We start from the raw sequence: 16,953 nt of genomic DNA on the forward strand, positions 1-16,953 counted from the left end.
GATGGACGCGATGCAGGCGAACGTGGAGATTTCGGTAAGATGAGATTTCAGTTTTGGAGACAAAATCTCCAACACATAGGGATTACAGACGCCCCTGCCCGAGCCGGCCAACACGGCAGGCCCGGGTGTGACGGCGGAACATATCAAGCATGGGCATGGGCTAAGAGGCCCACGCCGAACACAAATAAAAGGAGTGTGCCACATGGCAGCACAGATCTGGTACGAAGACGACGGCGATCTCTCGGTTCTCGACGGCAAGAAGGTCGCAATCATCGGTTACGGCTCGCAGGGCCACGCGCATGCGCTCAACCTGCGTGACTCCGGTGTCGACGTCGTCGTCGGCCTGCGTCCGAACTCGAAGTCTGTGGAATTCGCCAAGGAACAGGGTCTGGAAGTTAAGAGCGTTCCGGAAGCCGCTGCCGAGGCCGATGTCATCATGATCCTGGCCCCCGACCAGTACCAGAAGGGCATCTGGGAGAACGACATCGAGCCGAACATCAAGCCGGGCGCCGCCCTGGCCTTCGCACACGGCTTCAACATCCACTACGGCTACATCAAGCCGAGCGAGGACCACCCGGTCTTCATGGTCGCCCCGAAGGGCCCGGGCCACATCGTCCGCCGTGAGTACGCCGCAGGCCGTGGCGTCCCGGTTGTGACTGCGGTCGAGCAGGATCCGCGCGGCGACGGCTGGGATCTCGCACTGGCTTACGCGAAGGCCCTCGGTGCACTGCGCGCCGGCGCCATCAAGACCACGTTCAAGGAAGAGACCGAAACCGATCTGTTTGGCGAGCAGAACGTGCTGCTCGGCGGCGTGAACAAGCTCGTCGAAATGGGCTTCGAGGTGCTCACCGACGCCGGCTACCAGCCGGAGATCGCCTACTTCGAGGTGTGCCACGAGCTCAAGATGATCGTCGACCTCATGAACGAAGGCGGCTTGAACAAGGATCGCTGGAGCTGCTCCGACACCGCTCAGTACGGCGACTACGTCAACACCGTCATCGACGAGCACACCCGTGAGCGCATGCAGTACCACCTGCAGCGCATCCAGGACGGCTCCTTCGCCAAGGAGTTCATGGACGACCAGGCTGCCGGCGCCCCGAAGTTCAAGCAGCTGCAGGAGGAGTACTCCAACGTCCGCATCGAAGAGGTCGGCCCGAAGCTGCGCGCCATGTTCTCCTGGAACAACGACGCCGCGAAGGACGCCGACGAAGCCAACTCCTTCACCGGCAAGATCGCCCGCGCCCAGGTTCAGTGAGCCGCGTGCGGTGCGTCCGCGCATGAAGCCGTGAGTTTCGCATCTGTCAAGGTGGGGTATGCATAGGCATGCCCCACCTTTTGCGTTCTCCTGCATTGAGCGGCCTTCTGCACTGAGCGTTCTCCCGCCGTGCCGCAGTTTGCGGAAGTTTCCGTGAACCGCGCCGTAAAGCAACTCGCACGCGGAAGCTTCTGTGGATGCCTCCGGGGAATCTGCTGAGCAATGGTGCGCGCGGCAGGGTTGACAGAACTGCCGCAGATCGGCGCCCTGTATTATTTTCGGCTTGTCTGCATGCATGCTATACTGCAAAACCATGTGTGGAATTGCAATGATGTCTGTGATTGCGTGGAATATCTAGCCACGCGCTGACGCATATCCTCTTGGATCCAACCGAACCCATATCACTGCCGCATATCACTGTTGCGTGAAGACCGCCAAAGGGCGGCCATAGGCATGCTTGCATAAATCTTTTCGATAAACAGAACCGAATGTGGTGTCTGTGCGTTCGCATGCCGTTATGCGACACCAAGCGAAAGAGACATCATGAATAACCGAAATCATAGGAAAATCACCATATCCACGCACAGCAATCCGCATGATTGGCGCATACCCGTCGCATTGCTGCTCACAGGTCAGGCACTCTCGCTGATCGGCTCGAGCATTGTGCAATACGCGGTCTTCTGGTACCTCGTCATGCAAACGGATTCGGGCGCGACCATGACGGTGGCCATGCTCTGCGCGTGCGTGCCGCAGGCCGTCGTCTCGCTGTTCGGCGGCGCATGGGCCGACCGCTGGAACAAGAAGGCGCTCATCATATTGCCCGACGCGCTGATCGCGGCTGTCACCGTCATGCTGTCCCTCTCGATTGCGCGCAGAATTGCCGGGCTCGCCCTGTTCTTCGTCGTGCTCGCGATTCGCTCGGCAGGCGCGGGCGTGCAATCGCCGGCGGTGCAGTCGTTCCTTCCGCAGATCACGCCGGAAAGCAAACTGCTGCGCGTGAATTCGATCAACGGCACGATCCAGTCTGTGAATCTGATCGCGGCGCCGGCAATCGCCGCCGTGCTCGTCAATGTAATGCCATTGTGGGCGATTCTGTATGTCGATGTGACGACGGCGGTGGTGGGCATTGCTTTCGTTGCGCTGATTCGCGTGCGCCGCACACGCGATGCCGAGGTCGGTTCGGAGCGGGGCGCCGACTCTGTGTTCGCCGACATGCGCACCGGTCTGCGGTATGCGTGGCGGTACCCGCGTATTCGCAGTGTGCTGATCGCCTACGCATTCGTATGCTTCATCAACATTGCGCCAATGAATCTTACGCTGATTCTCATGAACCGCGGATTCACCGGGCAGCAGCTCGATCTCGGATTCACCGTGCTCTCCACGGCGGCCGACAAGCTCGCCGCGAACGAGATGGCGTGGAGCGTAGGCATGGTGATTGGCGGCGCATTGCTCGCCACGGTGGGTGCGCGCGTCTTCCACAACAACATGGTGCTGCTCGCGTGCGCGTTCATTGGCATGGGCGTATGCACGGCGGGACTCGGCCTGTCGCCCACGCTGCTGGTGTATTTGTTCGTGGATTTCCTCGTTGGCCTGTGCACGTCGCTCGGCTCGTCGCCAACGTTCACGTTGTTGCAGCATGAGAGTACGCCCGACATGCGCGGCCGCGTGTTCGGATTGCTCACCACGTTCTCCGGATTCGGCACGCCGCTCGGCATGCTTGTGTTCGGCCCGCTCGCCGACGTGGTCGATGTGCGCGTGATCTTCGTGGTGGGCGGTGTGCTCACGATTCCCTTCGGCATCTGGCTCCTGCGCGTGGATCGGCGCTGGCCCGCCGTCTCGCGGTAGTTTTCGCGGATGCATCCGTGAACGGTGCCGTGCCATGCCCGCTCAGCAGCATATCTTTCGGATTCTTCCGTAAACTGTGCCGCTGAGAGGGCGTTATGCGGCATAGTTTTCGGATGGTTCCGTAGACTATGCCACAAAGTGTCCCATTGGCGGTGGTTTTCACGGATACTTCCGTATGTTCGACCGCAGATAGACGCAGTGACGGCATATCTTTCGGAACTTTCCGTATGTTTGACCACAAATGGGGGCAAAAGTGGTAATTCTTACGGATAGTTCCGTATATAGCGCCACGGAGCAGTCTGCTAATGGCATATCTTTCGAAACATTCCGCGAACCGTGCCGCGGGAGAGCCTGTAAATAGTACGTCTTTCGGGTGCATCCGTGTGCTATGCCGGGGCGCGGGCTGTACGTAGCAGATTTCGCGGATGCTTCTGTAAGATGTGCCGCAAAACAGTCTGCGAACGGCATGGGTTATGGAAGCATCCGCGAAATCGACCGCGTATGCCCGCATGCACGGCGGATTACCCGGAAGCTTCCGCGAAATGAGTAGCAGTCATTGCCGCGGCTGCCCGAGGCACACGTCGGCGACTGCAGTGGTCCCGACAATCGCCGGCAGCCACGGCAACAAGCAGCAATGACTTGACTACTTGATGAACGGGAATGCGGGCAAGCCGTCGCCGTTGAACAGTGGTGCCGGACCCCAGCTGCGCCAGGCATAGCGCGCGTGGGTCGGCTTCGGCACCTCCGGTGAGAGCAGATGTACGACGCGCATGTCGCTGCCGAGATCGTCGCGTGGCTCAATGCGGGCGTGCGCGGGAACGAACTCGGAGTCCGCGCTGGCGGCGATCTCGAAACCGGATTCGCCGGCCTTGCGCTCGGTGCTTTCGGCAATGTCCGCAATCGCGCGCATGGTATCCGACGTCGTGCCGTGCCAATGGAGTCCCTGCGCATGGTTGAATGTGACGACCATCTCGCCGCCGCCTTCGCCCACCTGCAGATCGACGAGCTCGGGGCTGGCACAGGGAATCTGCAGACCGTAGACGTCGTGCAATGCTGTGTCCCCGAGCCGCATGCCGAGCGTGCGTTTGTCGACGGGGTGAATGTTGTCGAATTCGCCGCAGTCCATGGCGCAAACGATGTTCGCGTGCGGTGTTTCACGTGCAACAGCGAACTGTTCATCGCGCAGTACCGGCCAACGCAGTGGATCGTGCTCGGCGTCGGCCTCGGCGATCCACTGCGGCAGCTGCACCACGAGGAACGGCAGCGCATTGTCATGCCACGTCGCGCGCCATTCCGCGATCAGACCGCGCAACAGCTCGCCATAGCCTGCCGCGTTGAACTCGTCCTCCTCGCCTTGGTACCACAGCACGCCTGCGAGCGTGTAGGGAGCCACGCGGCGGATCATCGCCTCGTACAGTGTGTACGGCCTGCGCTCGGCGAACGGCGTGACCGGCGGCGGCCATGGGCACGGGCCGAGCATCGCATCAATCTGCGGCTGCGAGTAATCCGGGTGCTCCTCCTTGACGGCGGCGACGTCGGCGTTCCACTTGTCGAACACCTGCTGCCAGGAGGTCTGCGCGGCGAGCATCTCCTCATCCGTCTTGCCGGCAATCGCGTCGCGATATGTCTGCAGATAGCTGCGCCCGAGCTCGGTTTGCTCCAGCAGATGCTCGCTCATCCATGCGCTGATCGACGTGCCGCCGATGTAGCAATCCACGACGCCGACCGCAATGCCGTTCGCCAGTGCGTCGCGCAGCTGCTTGCCGAAGTAGTAGCCGATGGCGCTCATGTGGGCGACTTGCGGCGCTTCGGCGGTCTGCCAACCGGACGCGGATTCCGCGGTCAGATTGATTCGTGCGGACTTCGGCGTGTTGTAGAAGCGCAGCAGCGGGTCGTGCGCATCGGCGACGGCCTCCTTGCCGAATTCGCTGTTGTGCAGCTCGAACTCGATGTTGCTTTGGCCGCCGGCGAGCCAGACTTCGCCGACCATCACGTCGTGGAACGCGAGCTCGTCGCCGCCGCACCGCACTTGCAGTGTGAGCGGACCCGAAGCCGGCATTGCGGGCAGTGTGAGCATGAACGTGCCATCATTGTCTGCAGATTCCTGCGCCCGCGCGACTTCCTGCCCCTGCCCGTCGCTCAGTGACGCGCTGACGGACTCGCTGACCGGCGCCTCGCCGAACACGGCGATCGGCTTGTTGCGCTGCAGCACCATGTGGTCGCTGAATATGGCGGCCACACGCAGATTGCCGCTTCTGGTGCGGTCGTGCGCGCCGTCGTTGCTTTCCGCGGGTTCGGCCATTCCCGCTGCCCCGGTGCGATGCCGGTCACAGTTGTCATGTCGTATCTCCTTAGTGTATGTAAGCGTTGTTGATGGTTTCTCAGTCTCCACCGTCTCGGCGCTGCTGTGCAGGGCGGCCGGGCGGGGTCTCGTCACTGGATCGCAAGCGCCCTTTACGTTCCTCAACCCCGCCCGGCCGCCCTGCACAGCAGCGCCGGTTCGAGGCGGAATGCATGGTGGGGCAGGGAGAGGCTTCGTGACTCGATCCGTTCCTCAGCCCTGTCCCTTCGCCCCGCATGGCGACATCTGTTCTGGATGTTTCGAATACTCGTTGGTTAAGTCTGAGTACGGGTGGGTTGTACCGGTGGCTCCCTGAAGGTCGGCTGGGTAGGGTTGAGGAACGTAAAGGGCGCTTGCGATCCAGTGGCGATGCCCTACCCAGCCGACCTTCAGGGAGCCACCAAGGGGTGAGTCTCAGTGAGCTATTGCCACAGCTCTGCGCCGAACGAATCGATGTAGGAGACCAGTTCGCGTGCCATCTCCTCGTCCTCGGCAATGCGGGGGTGCCCCGGGGTACCCGTGCCTGCATGCGAATAATCCAGATGTGTGATCTGCGGATTGTCGAGTTCGCTCACCACTTCGTCGATCGCGCGGTCCCAGTTGCGGTCATGCTGCAGCACGGTCGTCGTGCAGATGATGTGCGAGTCCGGGTATCGTTCGAGCAGATTCCCCAGGAACTCGGCATAGCGGGCGCGCCAGTTCACGGCCTGCTTGCCGGTGTAATCTGCGCTCATGAAATCGTGTGGATGCGAATCGTTCTGGCCGAGCGCCACAATGACCACCTGCGGGTCGTCGTCGCGGAAATCCCAGTCGGTGGGCTCGCCGAGTGCGGGATTGTACTGCACGCGATTCCAGATGCTCTCCATGCCGAGGTAATCGGGCGCGTTGAACCAGCCGATGCCGTCAAGCAGCGGCGCGCCACCTTGCGAGATGATGCGCAGGTCGGCGCCCAGCGCGCGGGCGGCGATGGCATCGTAGGCGAACCATGAGTTGCTGTAGGCGCTCAGATCTTCGTCCGGGTCGGCCTTGCCGGTGTAGAGCACGGCCTCGTTGCGCTCGCCGCAGCTCACCGAATCGCCGTAGACTTCGATGCGGCGTGTGCTGGCGGGTTCGGCAGGTGCGAGAATCTGCGCGTCGTCGTCAATCTCCACGCCGGCGAACTCCATGTAGTGCATGCCGCCATCTTCGCGCTTGAATACGATTGCGCGGTGCTCGATGTTCGGCAAGTGGCTTGCAATGCGAATGGTGAGCATGCCGTCTTCCCCCACGCTCACGGCGGCGTCGGGCTCGGGTTCGACGGGCGACGGCACACGCACGCTGAACTGGGTGTTGTCGATGATCACACCGATGCGCGTGTGACCGTAGTTCCAGAAATTGCGAAGCCGCACGGCGAGGGAGGTGCCGGTGAAGCGGAACCGCGCCTGCGTGTAGGGGAACACCCACAGCGGCAAGTGGTTCTTCGATTCACCGATGCGTCCCATCGTGCAGAAAGCCGGATTGAATGCGTCAATGAATTGCATGCTGCTCCTTATGCGTCTCTGCTGTGCCGATTATATGCCTATTCTCGCGGTGTCGCGGCCCTCGCTTTGCCGCGAAACTCTGTTGCGAACTCTGTTACGGGCCAAGTTATCTCTTACGGGCCAAGTTTGTGCTTACGGGCTAGGATTTTCGGCTACGGGCTAGGGCATCTCTGCCTTTTCGTGAAAACGGGTAGTCGGAAACCGCCATGTTCCAATGATCCCGTTTGCCGGGACCCCGACTTTCTTTAGCCTGTAACGCAAAATCGTGGCCCGTAAGCACAAACTTGGCCCGTAACAGATGGAAGAGAGCGGGGGAGGAAAGGTGGAAGATTGTTGGCGATGCGCGTGTTGCAGGCGGTGTGGAGGGGAGGAGCATGCTATATTTGGCATATGCTGACTTGCGAGTAAGTAAATGAATGCCGGAGCAGATTCGGGATTCGCGCGGGTCTGTGCTCGGATGCGACGTGTATTGTGTCGGATGTATCGGCAGGAGGAATCAGCAATGACGATGACGTTCCCGAAGGGCTTCCAGTTCGGCACCGCGACTGCCGCCTACCAAATCGAAGGCGCGGTGGACGAAGACGGCCGCACGCCGTCGATCTGGGATGTGTTCTCGCACACCCCGGGCCGCGTGCTGAATGGTGACACCGGAGACAAGGCTGACGATTTCTACCACCGCTGGCAGGACGATCTCAAGCTCGTGCGCGATCTCGGCGTGAACGCATACCGGTTCTCGATTGGCGTGCCGCGCGTCATTCCCACCCCGGACGGCAAGCCGAACGAGAAGGGCCTCGATTTCTACGAGCGCATTGTCGACCAGCTGCTCGAATACGGCATCGACCCGATTGTGACGCTCTACCACTGGGATCTGCCGCAGTATCTGAACGAAGATCCGTACCGGGATGGCTGGCTGAACCGTGAGACCGCGTTCCGCATGGCGGAGTATGCCGGCATTGTGGCCAAGCGCCTTGGCGACCGTGTGCACACCTACACCACGCTCAACGAACCGTGGTGCTCGGCGCACCTGAGCTACGGCGGCACCGAGCATGCGCCTGGCCTGGGCGCCGGCCCGCTCGCGTTCCGCGCCGCCCATCACCTGAATCTGGCACATGGTCTGATGTGCGAGGCAGTGCGTGCCGAGGCCGGAGCGAAGCCGGATCTCTCGGTGACGCTGAATCTGCAGGTGAACCGCGGTGATGCAGATGCCGTGCACCGCGTGGATCTCATTGCCAACCGCGTGTTCCTCGATCCGATGTTGCGCGGCTACTACCCGGACGAGCTGTTCGCGATCACCAAGGGCATCTGCGACTGGGACTTCGTGCATGACGGCGATCTCAAGCTCATCAACCAGCCGATTGACGTGCTGGGGCTCAATTATTACTCGACGAATCTGCTTGCGATGAGCAACCGTCCGCAGTTCCCGCAGAGCACGCAGGCCTCCACCGCACCGGGCGCCAGCGACATCGACTGGCTGCCTACCGACGGCCCGCACACACAGATGGGGTGGAACATCGACCCGGATGCGCTCTATAACACGCTGGTTCGCCTGAACGACGACTACAACCACATTCCGCTCGTCGTCACTGAAAACGGCATGGCGTGCCCCGACGAGGTGGAAGTCGGCCCGGATGGTGTGAAGATGGTGCACGACGATGACCGCATCGACTACCTGCGTCGCCATCTCGAGGCCGTCCACCGCGCGATCGAGGAGGGGACGAATGTCATCGGATACTTCGTGTGGTCGCTGATGGATAATTTCGAGTGGGCGTTCGGCTACGACCGCCGCTTCGGCCTGACCTACGTGGACTACGACACCGAGGAGCGTATACGGAAAGACAGCTACAACTGGTACCGTAACTTCATTGCCGAGCACTCCGCGCGGTGATCTGCTTACTGAAGCGCTTGATTAACATACGCTTGCGAGAGTCCGCATATCCGCAGATTCGCGCAAGCGTATTCTTATGCAAAAAGTGCGGTTTCGCCTATTGTCGAAACGCCCCCGTTTCAGGATTCGGTGGCGCACCATCTGAAGACGCGCTGAAATCCGAAAGTAATGCCAACGTTTGCGCACTGTTTATTCAATTGGTCGAATAAATTCGGAATGATTGGAAACACTGGGTTTTTACGGGAACCCAGCATGGCGGCCGTCGACTTCAACGGCCACCGCAAGCCGGTCTGGTATGCCTCCCGCGACTTCTTCGCACCGCGTCTGGCCACGATCCAGCCGCGCACCTCGGAGGAGTACCGCGAGACCCACAGCTGGGAGGGTGTGAAGGTCGACGCCGATCACCTCGAGCTCATCGTGCTCAACGACACGAACGAGCCGTACAAGGGCTCCTGGGCGGTCAACCGCGTCGACTTCGACGGCAACGTGCTCGCCACGCAGCAGATCGACGATGTGGAACTCGACGCCGCCAGCCACAAGGGCTTCCCGCTGAACGAGGAGATTGTCGACTTCGGCGATGCGAACAACGAACTCATCGTTGCCGTGCCGTCCGACGATTCCTTCGCCCGCGTGATCTACAACCCGGCCGAAATCCTCACGCAGGAGCTCGATGCCCCGGCCGACGCGTTCACGACCAAGGCCGAGCGCACCGCCGACGGCGTGGAACTCACCGTCACCGCGAACGACTACGTGCGTGACCTGTTCTGCATGGTCGGCAAGGTCGACGACAAGGCGACCGTTGAGGAAGGCCTCGTCTCGCTGCTTCCGGGCGAGTCGGTCACCTTCCACATCGGCACCGACTACGCGGGCGATCCGGCCGATTTCGCCGCCGCCAACGTGCTGCGTAGCGCGAACGACCTCAAGCGCGACTTCTAGTCGCATGCCGCGGGGAATCTGCAAACTTCAGTAATTTCAGTTCGCAGATTCCCCACAGACGCCTCTTCAGACAACCCGGCCGCGCGTATGCAGCGACTGCCTACGCGCGGCATTCCCGTATCGCATATATGCGAAGACTGTGTGAAAACGGGGATGCCGGCTACCTGGCAACGTCAACGATGACATAATTTGTTAAGTAACTGTAAATTACATTGGATACTGATTACTGAAGTATTTCAGTGAATGGGGGCGAGCTATGGTAGCGCAGAAAGCCAAAGTGACGATCTTTGACGTGGCGAAGGCCTCAGGTGTGTCGAGCAGTGCGGTCTCGTATGCGCTCAATGGCAAGCCGGGTGTTTCCGATGCCACGCGCGAGAAGGTGCTGCAGGTGGCGCGCAAACTCGGCTGGCGTCCGAACGGCGCGGCACAGTCGCTCGCGCAGTCGCGCACGCGCAGAATCGGCCTCGTGCTCGGCTACGATCCACAGCTGCTTTCCGCGGAACCCTACATCATGCGCCTCATCTCCGGTCTCGGCTCCGCGCTCGAGGAACGCGACTACTCGCTGCTCGTGCGCATGTCGATGGACGATGACGACGAGGTCTCGATTCTCGAGGACTGGATCGCCACCGGCAACGTCGACGCGCTGCTGCTGCTCAATCTGGAGATCGGCGACCCGCGCATCGAGCTGATGAAGAACAATCCGCAGATGCCGTGCCTCGCGCTGGCGGATTCGTCGCTGACGAGCGGTCTGCCCACATTGATGAGCGACGACGCCGCGGCATCGGGCACGATGATCCGGCACCTCGCCTTGTTCGGCCACAAGAACATCGCGCGCGTGGCGGGACCGGAGGAGCTCGGCCACTCGTACATCCGCGACGCCGCGTTCTCGGAGATCACCACGGAGCTCGGCATGCGCTACCGCTGCCTGCACACCGACTACACGCCGGAATCTGGCGCCGAGGCCACCAAGCGACTGCTCAGCGTGGAACCGCGGCCGACCGCGATCATCTACGACAACGACGTGATGGCGCTGGCGGGGGAGAGCGTCGCCTCGGTGAAGGGTGTGCGCGTGCCCGAGGATCTTTCGATCATCTCGTGGGGCGATTCATTCATGAACGTCGCCGCGCATCCGCCGATCACCGCGCTCAGCCGCAACATTCTCGAGTCGGGACGTCTCGCCGCCCAGCTCATGCTCAAGCTCATCGATGGCGAGGACGTGGAGAACGTGGAGGAGCCGCCATACGAGCTCATCGAGCGCGCCTCCACCGCGCCTGCCGCGCAGTAATATGTGTGATAATCCTGCTTCTGCTTCTGTTTCTCAGATTCCTACGGGCTAAGATTCCTGCTACTGGCTAAGTTTTCCGTTACAGGCCATGTAACCCCTTACGGGCTAGGATTTGCTGTTACGGGCTAGCGGATTGGTGTTGCTGTGAGACCATCTCCACGTAGAAAACGGCTATCTTTCAACAATCATGAGTGGGACGTCACGGGTCAAATCTTAGCCCGTAGCAGGAATCCTGGCCCGTAGCAGGAATCCTAGCCCGTAAGGGGTTTTCAGTCTTGCGGCTGGAGGTCGAAGGCGCGGCGGATGAGCCACCTCTGCGCCCAGGCGCTCGCACCGCCGCCGAAGATGCACCAGACGAGCGGCACCCACATCACCGCACTCGGCAAGGTGGCGAGCAGCACGATCGGCAGCGCGTAGATCGCGGCGACGACGAGCGCAATGAGCACGCCGAGGAACAGCGTCAGCGGCATGCCGGTGCCGAATCTGCGTTTGATTGCACGCCAGAAGCCCTTGAAAATGCCGTTGTCGCGGTCCTCCTGCATCTCGCGCGCCACTTCGCAGGCTGCCGCGGTGGTCACACCGATCGTCACGACCGGCAGACTGCATACGAACCACGCCAACGAGAGCATGGCGATGTCGCCGACGCGGTTCATCACGGTGTTGTACGGGTTGTCTTGACGGAAGATTCCTCCGGCCATCATTCTCCTTATGTCTATGACTGTATGTGTCTACGACTGTCCATGACGCGTCAGTCGCGTGCGTTGTACAGATATTGGATGAAGTTCTTGGCGGTGTCGAGTTGCTGGGTGTTCGCGGCGATGCCGACGAGTGCGTGCGGGAATATGCGGCCTTGTCTTTCGCGGGAATCTTCATGAAGATCTTGATCTTCGATTCCCCTTGGTACTGTGGCGTCGACGACAACGTGTCGATTGCTTCGCGTTGCTCGGGCGTGAGCTTCGGCTGCTTGCCTTCCATTCGTCCGCCTATTAGACCTCATCTCATTTTAGTGAGTGCGCTGGGTAAATGCTGGGCGCGGACGGTGTTCTCTACTGTGCGGTCATATTCGAAAAATCTGCGTTTTGTTTCGGTCTGCAGATTGTTTCCGCCATTTTCCGTGGCTTGTGTGCGACGTGCCCATCTTCGGCGATCGAGGCGCACACAGACCGGTGTTCGTTTGCGTGACTTAACCGCTTAATATATTATGAAATCAAGGAAAAGTCAATGCCCTCACCAAAGTGGGTGAGCGGAGAATCAGGCAAGAGGGGCAATACCTATGTACGAGAAGGGGCCACATATTGTGCTGCGTCGCGCCGGCGTGTGCATCGTCGCGAAGACGCCGGACGGCGACATGCCGCAGATTGAATACTGGGGTCGTGATTTTGCGTTCGACACCGCCGGGGATGCGCTGCGCCAGCTTGACATGATGACGCTTAAGGTGCAGACCCCGCGCGAGAAGCCGGACGCCGCCACGGGCGCCGGCTTCGTGGTGAGCGGCGCGCTGCTCAAGAACATCGGCTTGCAGATTCCGCCGCTGTGGCCCATGCAGGCGATCGTGCTCGACATGCGCGCAATCTGATATCTGATTCGCCGGCGCGCGGCGGAATGCGGGGAGGGCGGCCACGTGAGTGTGGCCGCCCTCCCCGCATATGGAGGTCGTGAAATCTGACACACGATAGGCATTTCGAACCTGATACTTAAGCGCTTCAGCGACACGCTGTGTGCAGAACGTTTCTGTCAATGACGATGCGAGCGGATCGCGGGTCGCGAACCGGGAAATCTGGAATCTGCAGACATGCGAAGACTCCTCATCCAGATTCCGGCACGGCGGCAGAACAGCAAGATCGGGCCGGTGCGTCACGCGCGGGCCCCTCATTGGGAATGGCCAACACAGATCCGAAGTACCAGATCGGAACGCCGGAGAACAAGAAGTTCCTCGACATCTCCCGCGACAATCTCATTGCATTCGGTCGTCACTTCCCGGCGGTCGACGGCAGCTCCTACTGGCTGGGCGACGACGGCACCCCGTGGAAGGACCGTAACCGCGCCACCTGGATCACCTGCCGCATGACGCACGTCTACTCACTGGCCACGCTGCTCGGTGTGGACGGCGCCGTGGAACTCGTCGACGATGGCATCCGCGGTCTGCGCGGCGTGCTGCACGACGAGGAGCACGACGGCTGGTATGCCGAAATCACGCCGGACATCTGCCATATGCCCACCAAGCAGGCCTACGCGCACGCCTTCGTGCTGCTCGCGGGCCGCCCGGGCGCCAAGGAACTGCTCGAGCAGGCCGAGAGCGTCTACCTCACCAAGTTCTGGGACGGCAAGATCGGCCTGAGCGTCGACACCTGGGACACCGACTTCGCGGAACTCGACACCTACCGCGGTCTCAACGCGAACATGCACTCCGTCGAGGCATGCCTGGCCGTCGCCGACGTCACCGGCGACGAAAGCTGGCGTACGCGCGCCGGCCGCATCATCGAGCATGTGCTCAAGTGGGCCGAGGAGAACAACTGGCGCATTCCGGAGCATTTCAACTCCAACTGGGAGCCGGAGCTCGAGTTCAACGCCGACAAGCCGGACGACCAGTTCAAGCCGTACGGCGCCACCCTGGGCCACGGCATCGAATGGGCACGCCTCATCACGCAGTACGCCCCCTCCGTCTACGGCAAGGACGGCGTGCTGAACGGCGACGGCAAGAAGTACCTCGACGCGGCGGAGCACCTGTTCAATCGCGCGGTCGAAGACGCCTGGGATGCCGACGGCGCGCCGGGCATCGCGTACACCACCGACTGGAATGGCAAGCCGGTTGTGCACGACCGCATGCAGTGGACGCTGGCCGAAGGCGTGAACACCGCCGCCACGCTCTACCACGTGACCGGCAAGAAGGAGTATGCCGACTGGTATGCGACCTTCCTCGAGTACATCGACACCTACCTCATGTATCACAAGAACGGTTCTTGGTTCCACCAGCTCAACCGCGAGAACGAGGTCATCGACACCGTGTGGCCGGGCAAGTCCGACCTGTACCACGCCACGCAGGCGATGATGATCCCGCTGCGTGACCCGGCCCTATCCATTGCGCCCGCCACGAAGAAGGGCGTCGAGGAAGGCCTCAACTAAGACTTTCAGCAAGCCGCCGTCACCAGACTTGTGTTTCCCCTTGCCTGGTAGGTCACGGTGATGGCGGTCGGCTGAAATAGTAAGGCGTCGCATTTGCGGCGCTTTTTCTTTTGCTCGTAGCTGTCTGCCGAAGAAGACCGTGGAATCCGATCTGCGTGTGAGCCAAACCAAGTACCGCGCACTTAATCTGTCTCACCAGATTGCGCTCAGTGAACCAGACTAAGTATGGGGTACTTGGTTTGTCTCACTGATGAGTCTGAGATGAGATAAAACAAGTATTGATTACCTGGTTGATCTCGCAAAGCCGGTCCCAGTGAGAGGAAACCAGTAGGCGATACTTGGTTGGTCTCACTGGGGGCGCCGGAGTGGCACACAGCAAGTTTCTGCTGCTTGGTTTGTCTCGCTGGCGAGTCTGAGATGAGACAAACCAAGTAGGAGGCGCAGGAATCTTCTCGCATATAGCGGGCGTGGAGCCATCGCGTGCTGTTCTTCCTGCGTAAAAAGGGTCAGATGGAGCCGCCATACCGACCCTTTTTACGCAGATAGGGCAAATAATGCAGATGTTGCAGATATCGCAGATATCGCAGATATGCCAGATTCCATTTGCGTAAATCGAGACAATTCGACACTGCATATTGACCCTTTTTACGCAGAGTTGGGGGGCATGGCGGCCTGAGGTGAGGCGGAAGTGGGAGCATGTCAGGCCGGGCTGGGTAGGGCCGCGCGGTTTCACGGAACTTTGCGCAAGTCGCCGTGTGTCTTACGCCATAGGCAACACGGGGGAGGTCTGCCCATAATGGGAAGCATGAGTTCAGCGCACGATTTCCAAGCGACGGGTGTGACCGCCGTCGTGGACAATGATGCCGGCGGCACACGCACAATCTTCAAGGACCTCTCATTCGAAGTGCACGGCGGCGAGATCGTCGACATCACCGGGCCATCGGGTTCCGGCAAAAGCACGCTGCTCACCTCGTTCGCGCGACTCAACGTGAACACGACCGGCAAATTCGTGCTCGACGGCGTGGATTCCGACACGCTCTCGCCGCAGCAGTGGCGCGAACGCGTGGCGTACCTGCCGCAGACCTCCGTGCTGATCGGTGACAACGTGGCAGATGCGATCCGCCTGCCGTGGTCGTTGAAAATCCGCGTCTCGCAAGATCATGAGACCGCCGAGCAGAAACTGCCCGACTTGCTCATCCGCTCCACGCTCGATTCGATGGGCTGCGAGGACATCGATCTGGCACGGGCCGTGCACGAACTCTCCGGCGGCCAGGCGGCACGCGTCTCGCTCGCGCGCACATTGCTCACGCATCCGGGCGTGCTACTCGCCGACGAGGTGGACGCCGGGCTCGACGAGGAAAACGCCGACAAAGTGGCCGATATTCTGCGCAAGGCGGCCGATAACGGCACCGCGGTCGTGCGCATTCGCCACCGCAAGCCCGATGGCCGCGCGAACCGGATCATGGTGCTCGCAAACGGCACGATCTCCCCGCTGCAGACCGCGGAATCCGCGCAATCCGCGCAAGCCGCACCCAGCACGCACACGGAGGCCTGACATGCAGCAATACTTCGCCATAGACAACTGGGGCCTGCTCATCGCGGTGCTCATGGTGTGCATCGCCGCCGGAATCTCCGCACTGATGAAACTCGGCGTAGCCAAATCGCTGCTGTGGGCCACCGTGCGCTCGCTCGTGCAGCTGCTCGCCATGGGCTTCATTCTCGAATATGTGATCCGCGCGCAGAACGTGTGGCTGGTGATCGGCCTCATTGCGGTCATGCTCGTTGCCGCCGCGCAGATCACGATGAGCCGCGCCAAAGGCATACCGAAAGGCCTGGTGCCGCTCGTGCTGCTGAGTCTTGCCGTAACGATGCTGCTCATGCTCGCGTTGGTGGGCGAACTGGTGATCCGCCCGAACCCGTGGTATTCGCCGCAGCTGATCATACCGCTCACCGGCATGCTGCTCGGCAACACGGTCTCCGCGCTGGCGCTCGGTCTGAGCCGATTCTTCAATTCGATGCGCGAACGCTACGAAGAGGTGAACACGCTGCTCGCGCTTGGTGCGACGCCGTGGGAGGCCGCCAAGCCGTCGATCACCTCGTCGATCACGCTCGGCTTGCTTCCGTCGATCGCCATGCTCGCCTCAAGTGGCATCGTGACGATCCCGGGCATGATGTCAGGCCAGATCATCGCCGGTCAGAACCCAGTGAACGCCGCCAAATACCAGTTCGTCATACTGGCGGCGGTCTCCGCGCTCACGCTGCTTGCAGATTCGATAATCCTGGCGCTCGTCTACAAGCGCTGCTTCATTTCGTACGACCGCTATTTCGTGCCGCCGGCGCGTGACTCGGTGAGCACGCTCGACCGCATACGCAGGCAGGCCTCGTCGCGCGCGAACAGTGCGCAGACCTCCGTCAGGTAACGATCTGCTAACAAGCGGCGTGCGCGTGTTCCTCGACGAGTCACTCAAGCGCTTCGACACCGTGTACCCGGCGGCAGGCAGCGGCAACAGCGCAATCGGTCTCACCCTTGACGAGCTCGAGCGGTACTCGGGGAGCGAGGCGTGGGTGGACGTCTGCAAGGATTGGCAAGCGGAGGCCTAACCGCATAGCCAGGCGTTCAAGGCGGCGATGGGCGGCGGCAGATGGCGGCAGTCGCGATAGGCATCGGCATAGATACGGCATAGATATACGGCTCGCGCGTAGAATGGCGATACCGCGGCAACGTGCGAGCGCGCGTGCGGCGGTGCAAGAGAGATGGGAGCG

Annotated in this window: 13 protein-coding genes; 10 read left to right on the plus strand and 3 right to left on the minus strand. The window is 61.1% G+C overall.

Features of this window, described 5'->3' with window-relative positions; all coding sequences use genetic code 11:
• Nucleotides 1-202: 202 nt before the first annotated feature.
• Nucleotides 203-1,255 (plus strand): ketol-acid reductoisomerase, encoded by a 1,053-nt coding sequence (gene ilvC / locus BANAN_RS00730; protein WP_014697080.1) that lies wholly within the window; start codon nucleotides 203-205, stop codon nucleotides 1,253-1,255.
• Between the two features lie 543 nt (nucleotides 1,256-1,798).
• Entirely contained in the window at nucleotides 1,799-3,100 is a 1,302-nt protein-coding gene (locus BANAN_RS00735; RefSeq protein WP_014697081.1) for an MFS transporter, read from the plus strand.
• A 643-nt stretch (nucleotides 3,101-3,743) separates the two neighbouring features.
• Here the strand turns inward: BANAN_RS00735 and BANAN_RS00740 are convergent.
• On the minus strand, nucleotides 3,744-5,402 hold the full coding sequence (locus tag BANAN_RS00740; protein ID WP_014697082.1) for a sialate O-acetylesterase: 1,659 nt from the start codon (nucleotides 5,400-5,402) through the stop codon (nucleotides 3,744-3,746).
• Between the two features lie 461 nt (nucleotides 5,403-5,863).
• Nucleotides 5,864-6,961: an SGNH/GDSL hydrolase family protein gene (locus tag BANAN_RS00745; RefSeq protein WP_014697083.1), complete on the minus strand. Its 1,098-nt coding sequence runs from the start codon at nucleotides 6,959-6,961 to the stop codon at nucleotides 5,864-5,866.
• 502 nt (nucleotides 6,962-7,463) lie between these two features.
• Between BANAN_RS00745 and BANAN_RS00750 the strand changes: the two genes are divergently transcribed.
• From BANAN_RS00750 to BANAN_RS00760, 3 genes are all read left to right on the plus strand, one after another.
• Nucleotides 7,464-8,846, plus strand: coding sequence for a GH1 family beta-glucosidase (locus BANAN_RS00750; protein ID WP_014697084.1), 1,383 nt, complete (start codon nucleotides 7,464-7,466; stop codon nucleotides 8,844-8,846).
• Nucleotides 8,847-9,098: 252 nt separating this feature from the next.
• Complete coding sequence (locus tag BANAN_RS00755) at nucleotides 9,099-9,782, plus strand: hypothetical protein (RefSeq protein ID WP_014697085.1); 684 nt, start codon at nucleotides 9,099-9,101, stop codon at nucleotides 9,780-9,782.
• A 256-nt stretch (nucleotides 9,783-10,038) separates the two neighbouring features.
• Nucleotides 10,039-11,067, plus strand: coding sequence for a LacI family DNA-binding transcriptional regulator (locus tag BANAN_RS00760; RefSeq protein WP_004218450.1), 1,029 nt, complete (start codon nucleotides 10,039-10,041; stop codon nucleotides 11,065-11,067).
• A gap of 269 nt (nucleotides 11,068-11,336) precedes the next feature.
• On the opposite strand, the gene BANAN_RS00765 is transcribed toward BANAN_RS00760, so the two are convergent.
• Complete coding sequence (locus tag BANAN_RS00765) at nucleotides 11,337-11,768, minus strand: DUF624 domain-containing protein (protein ID WP_041776930.1); 432 nt, start codon at nucleotides 11,766-11,768, stop codon at nucleotides 11,337-11,339.
• A 572-nt stretch (nucleotides 11,769-12,340) separates the two neighbouring features.
• On the opposite strand from BANAN_RS00765, the gene BANAN_RS00775 reads away from it, so the two are divergent.
• From BANAN_RS00775 to BANAN_RS08070, 5 genes are all read left to right on the plus strand, one after another.
• Nucleotides 12,341-12,643: a hypothetical protein gene (locus BANAN_RS00775; RefSeq protein WP_014697087.1), complete on the plus strand. Its 303-nt coding sequence runs from the start codon at nucleotides 12,341-12,343 to the stop codon at nucleotides 12,641-12,643.
• 302 nt (nucleotides 12,644-12,945) lie between these two features.
• The gene (locus BANAN_RS00780) at nucleotides 12,946-14,190 is read left to right on the plus strand and encodes an AGE family epimerase/isomerase (protein WP_014697088.1); all 1,245 of its coding nucleotides are present in this window, start codon (nucleotides 12,946-12,948) and stop codon (nucleotides 14,188-14,190) included.
• Between the two features lie 796 nt (nucleotides 14,191-14,986).
• Nucleotides 14,987-15,745: an ABC transporter ATP-binding protein gene (locus BANAN_RS00785; protein WP_014697089.1), complete on the plus strand. Its 759-nt coding sequence runs from the start codon at nucleotides 14,987-14,989 to the stop codon at nucleotides 15,743-15,745.
• A gap of 1 nt (nucleotide 15,746) precedes the next feature.
• Entirely contained in the window at nucleotides 15,747-16,610 is an 864-nt protein-coding gene (locus tag BANAN_RS00790) for an ABC transporter permease (protein ID WP_014697090.1), read from the plus strand.
• Nucleotides 16,611-16,635: 25 nt separating this feature from the next.
• Nucleotides 16,636-16,791, plus strand: a complete 156-nt coding sequence (locus tag BANAN_RS08070; RefSeq protein WP_202799035.1) for a YbaK/EbsC family protein — start codon at nucleotides 16,636-16,638, stop codon at nucleotides 16,789-16,791.
• Nucleotides 16,792-16,953: the final 162 nt, after the last annotated feature.

The organism is Bifidobacterium animalis subsp. animalis ATCC 25527, from assembly GCF_000260715.1.
Classification (GTDB): domain Bacteria; phylum Actinomycetota; class Actinomycetes; order Actinomycetales; family Bifidobacteriaceae; genus Bifidobacterium; species Bifidobacterium animalis.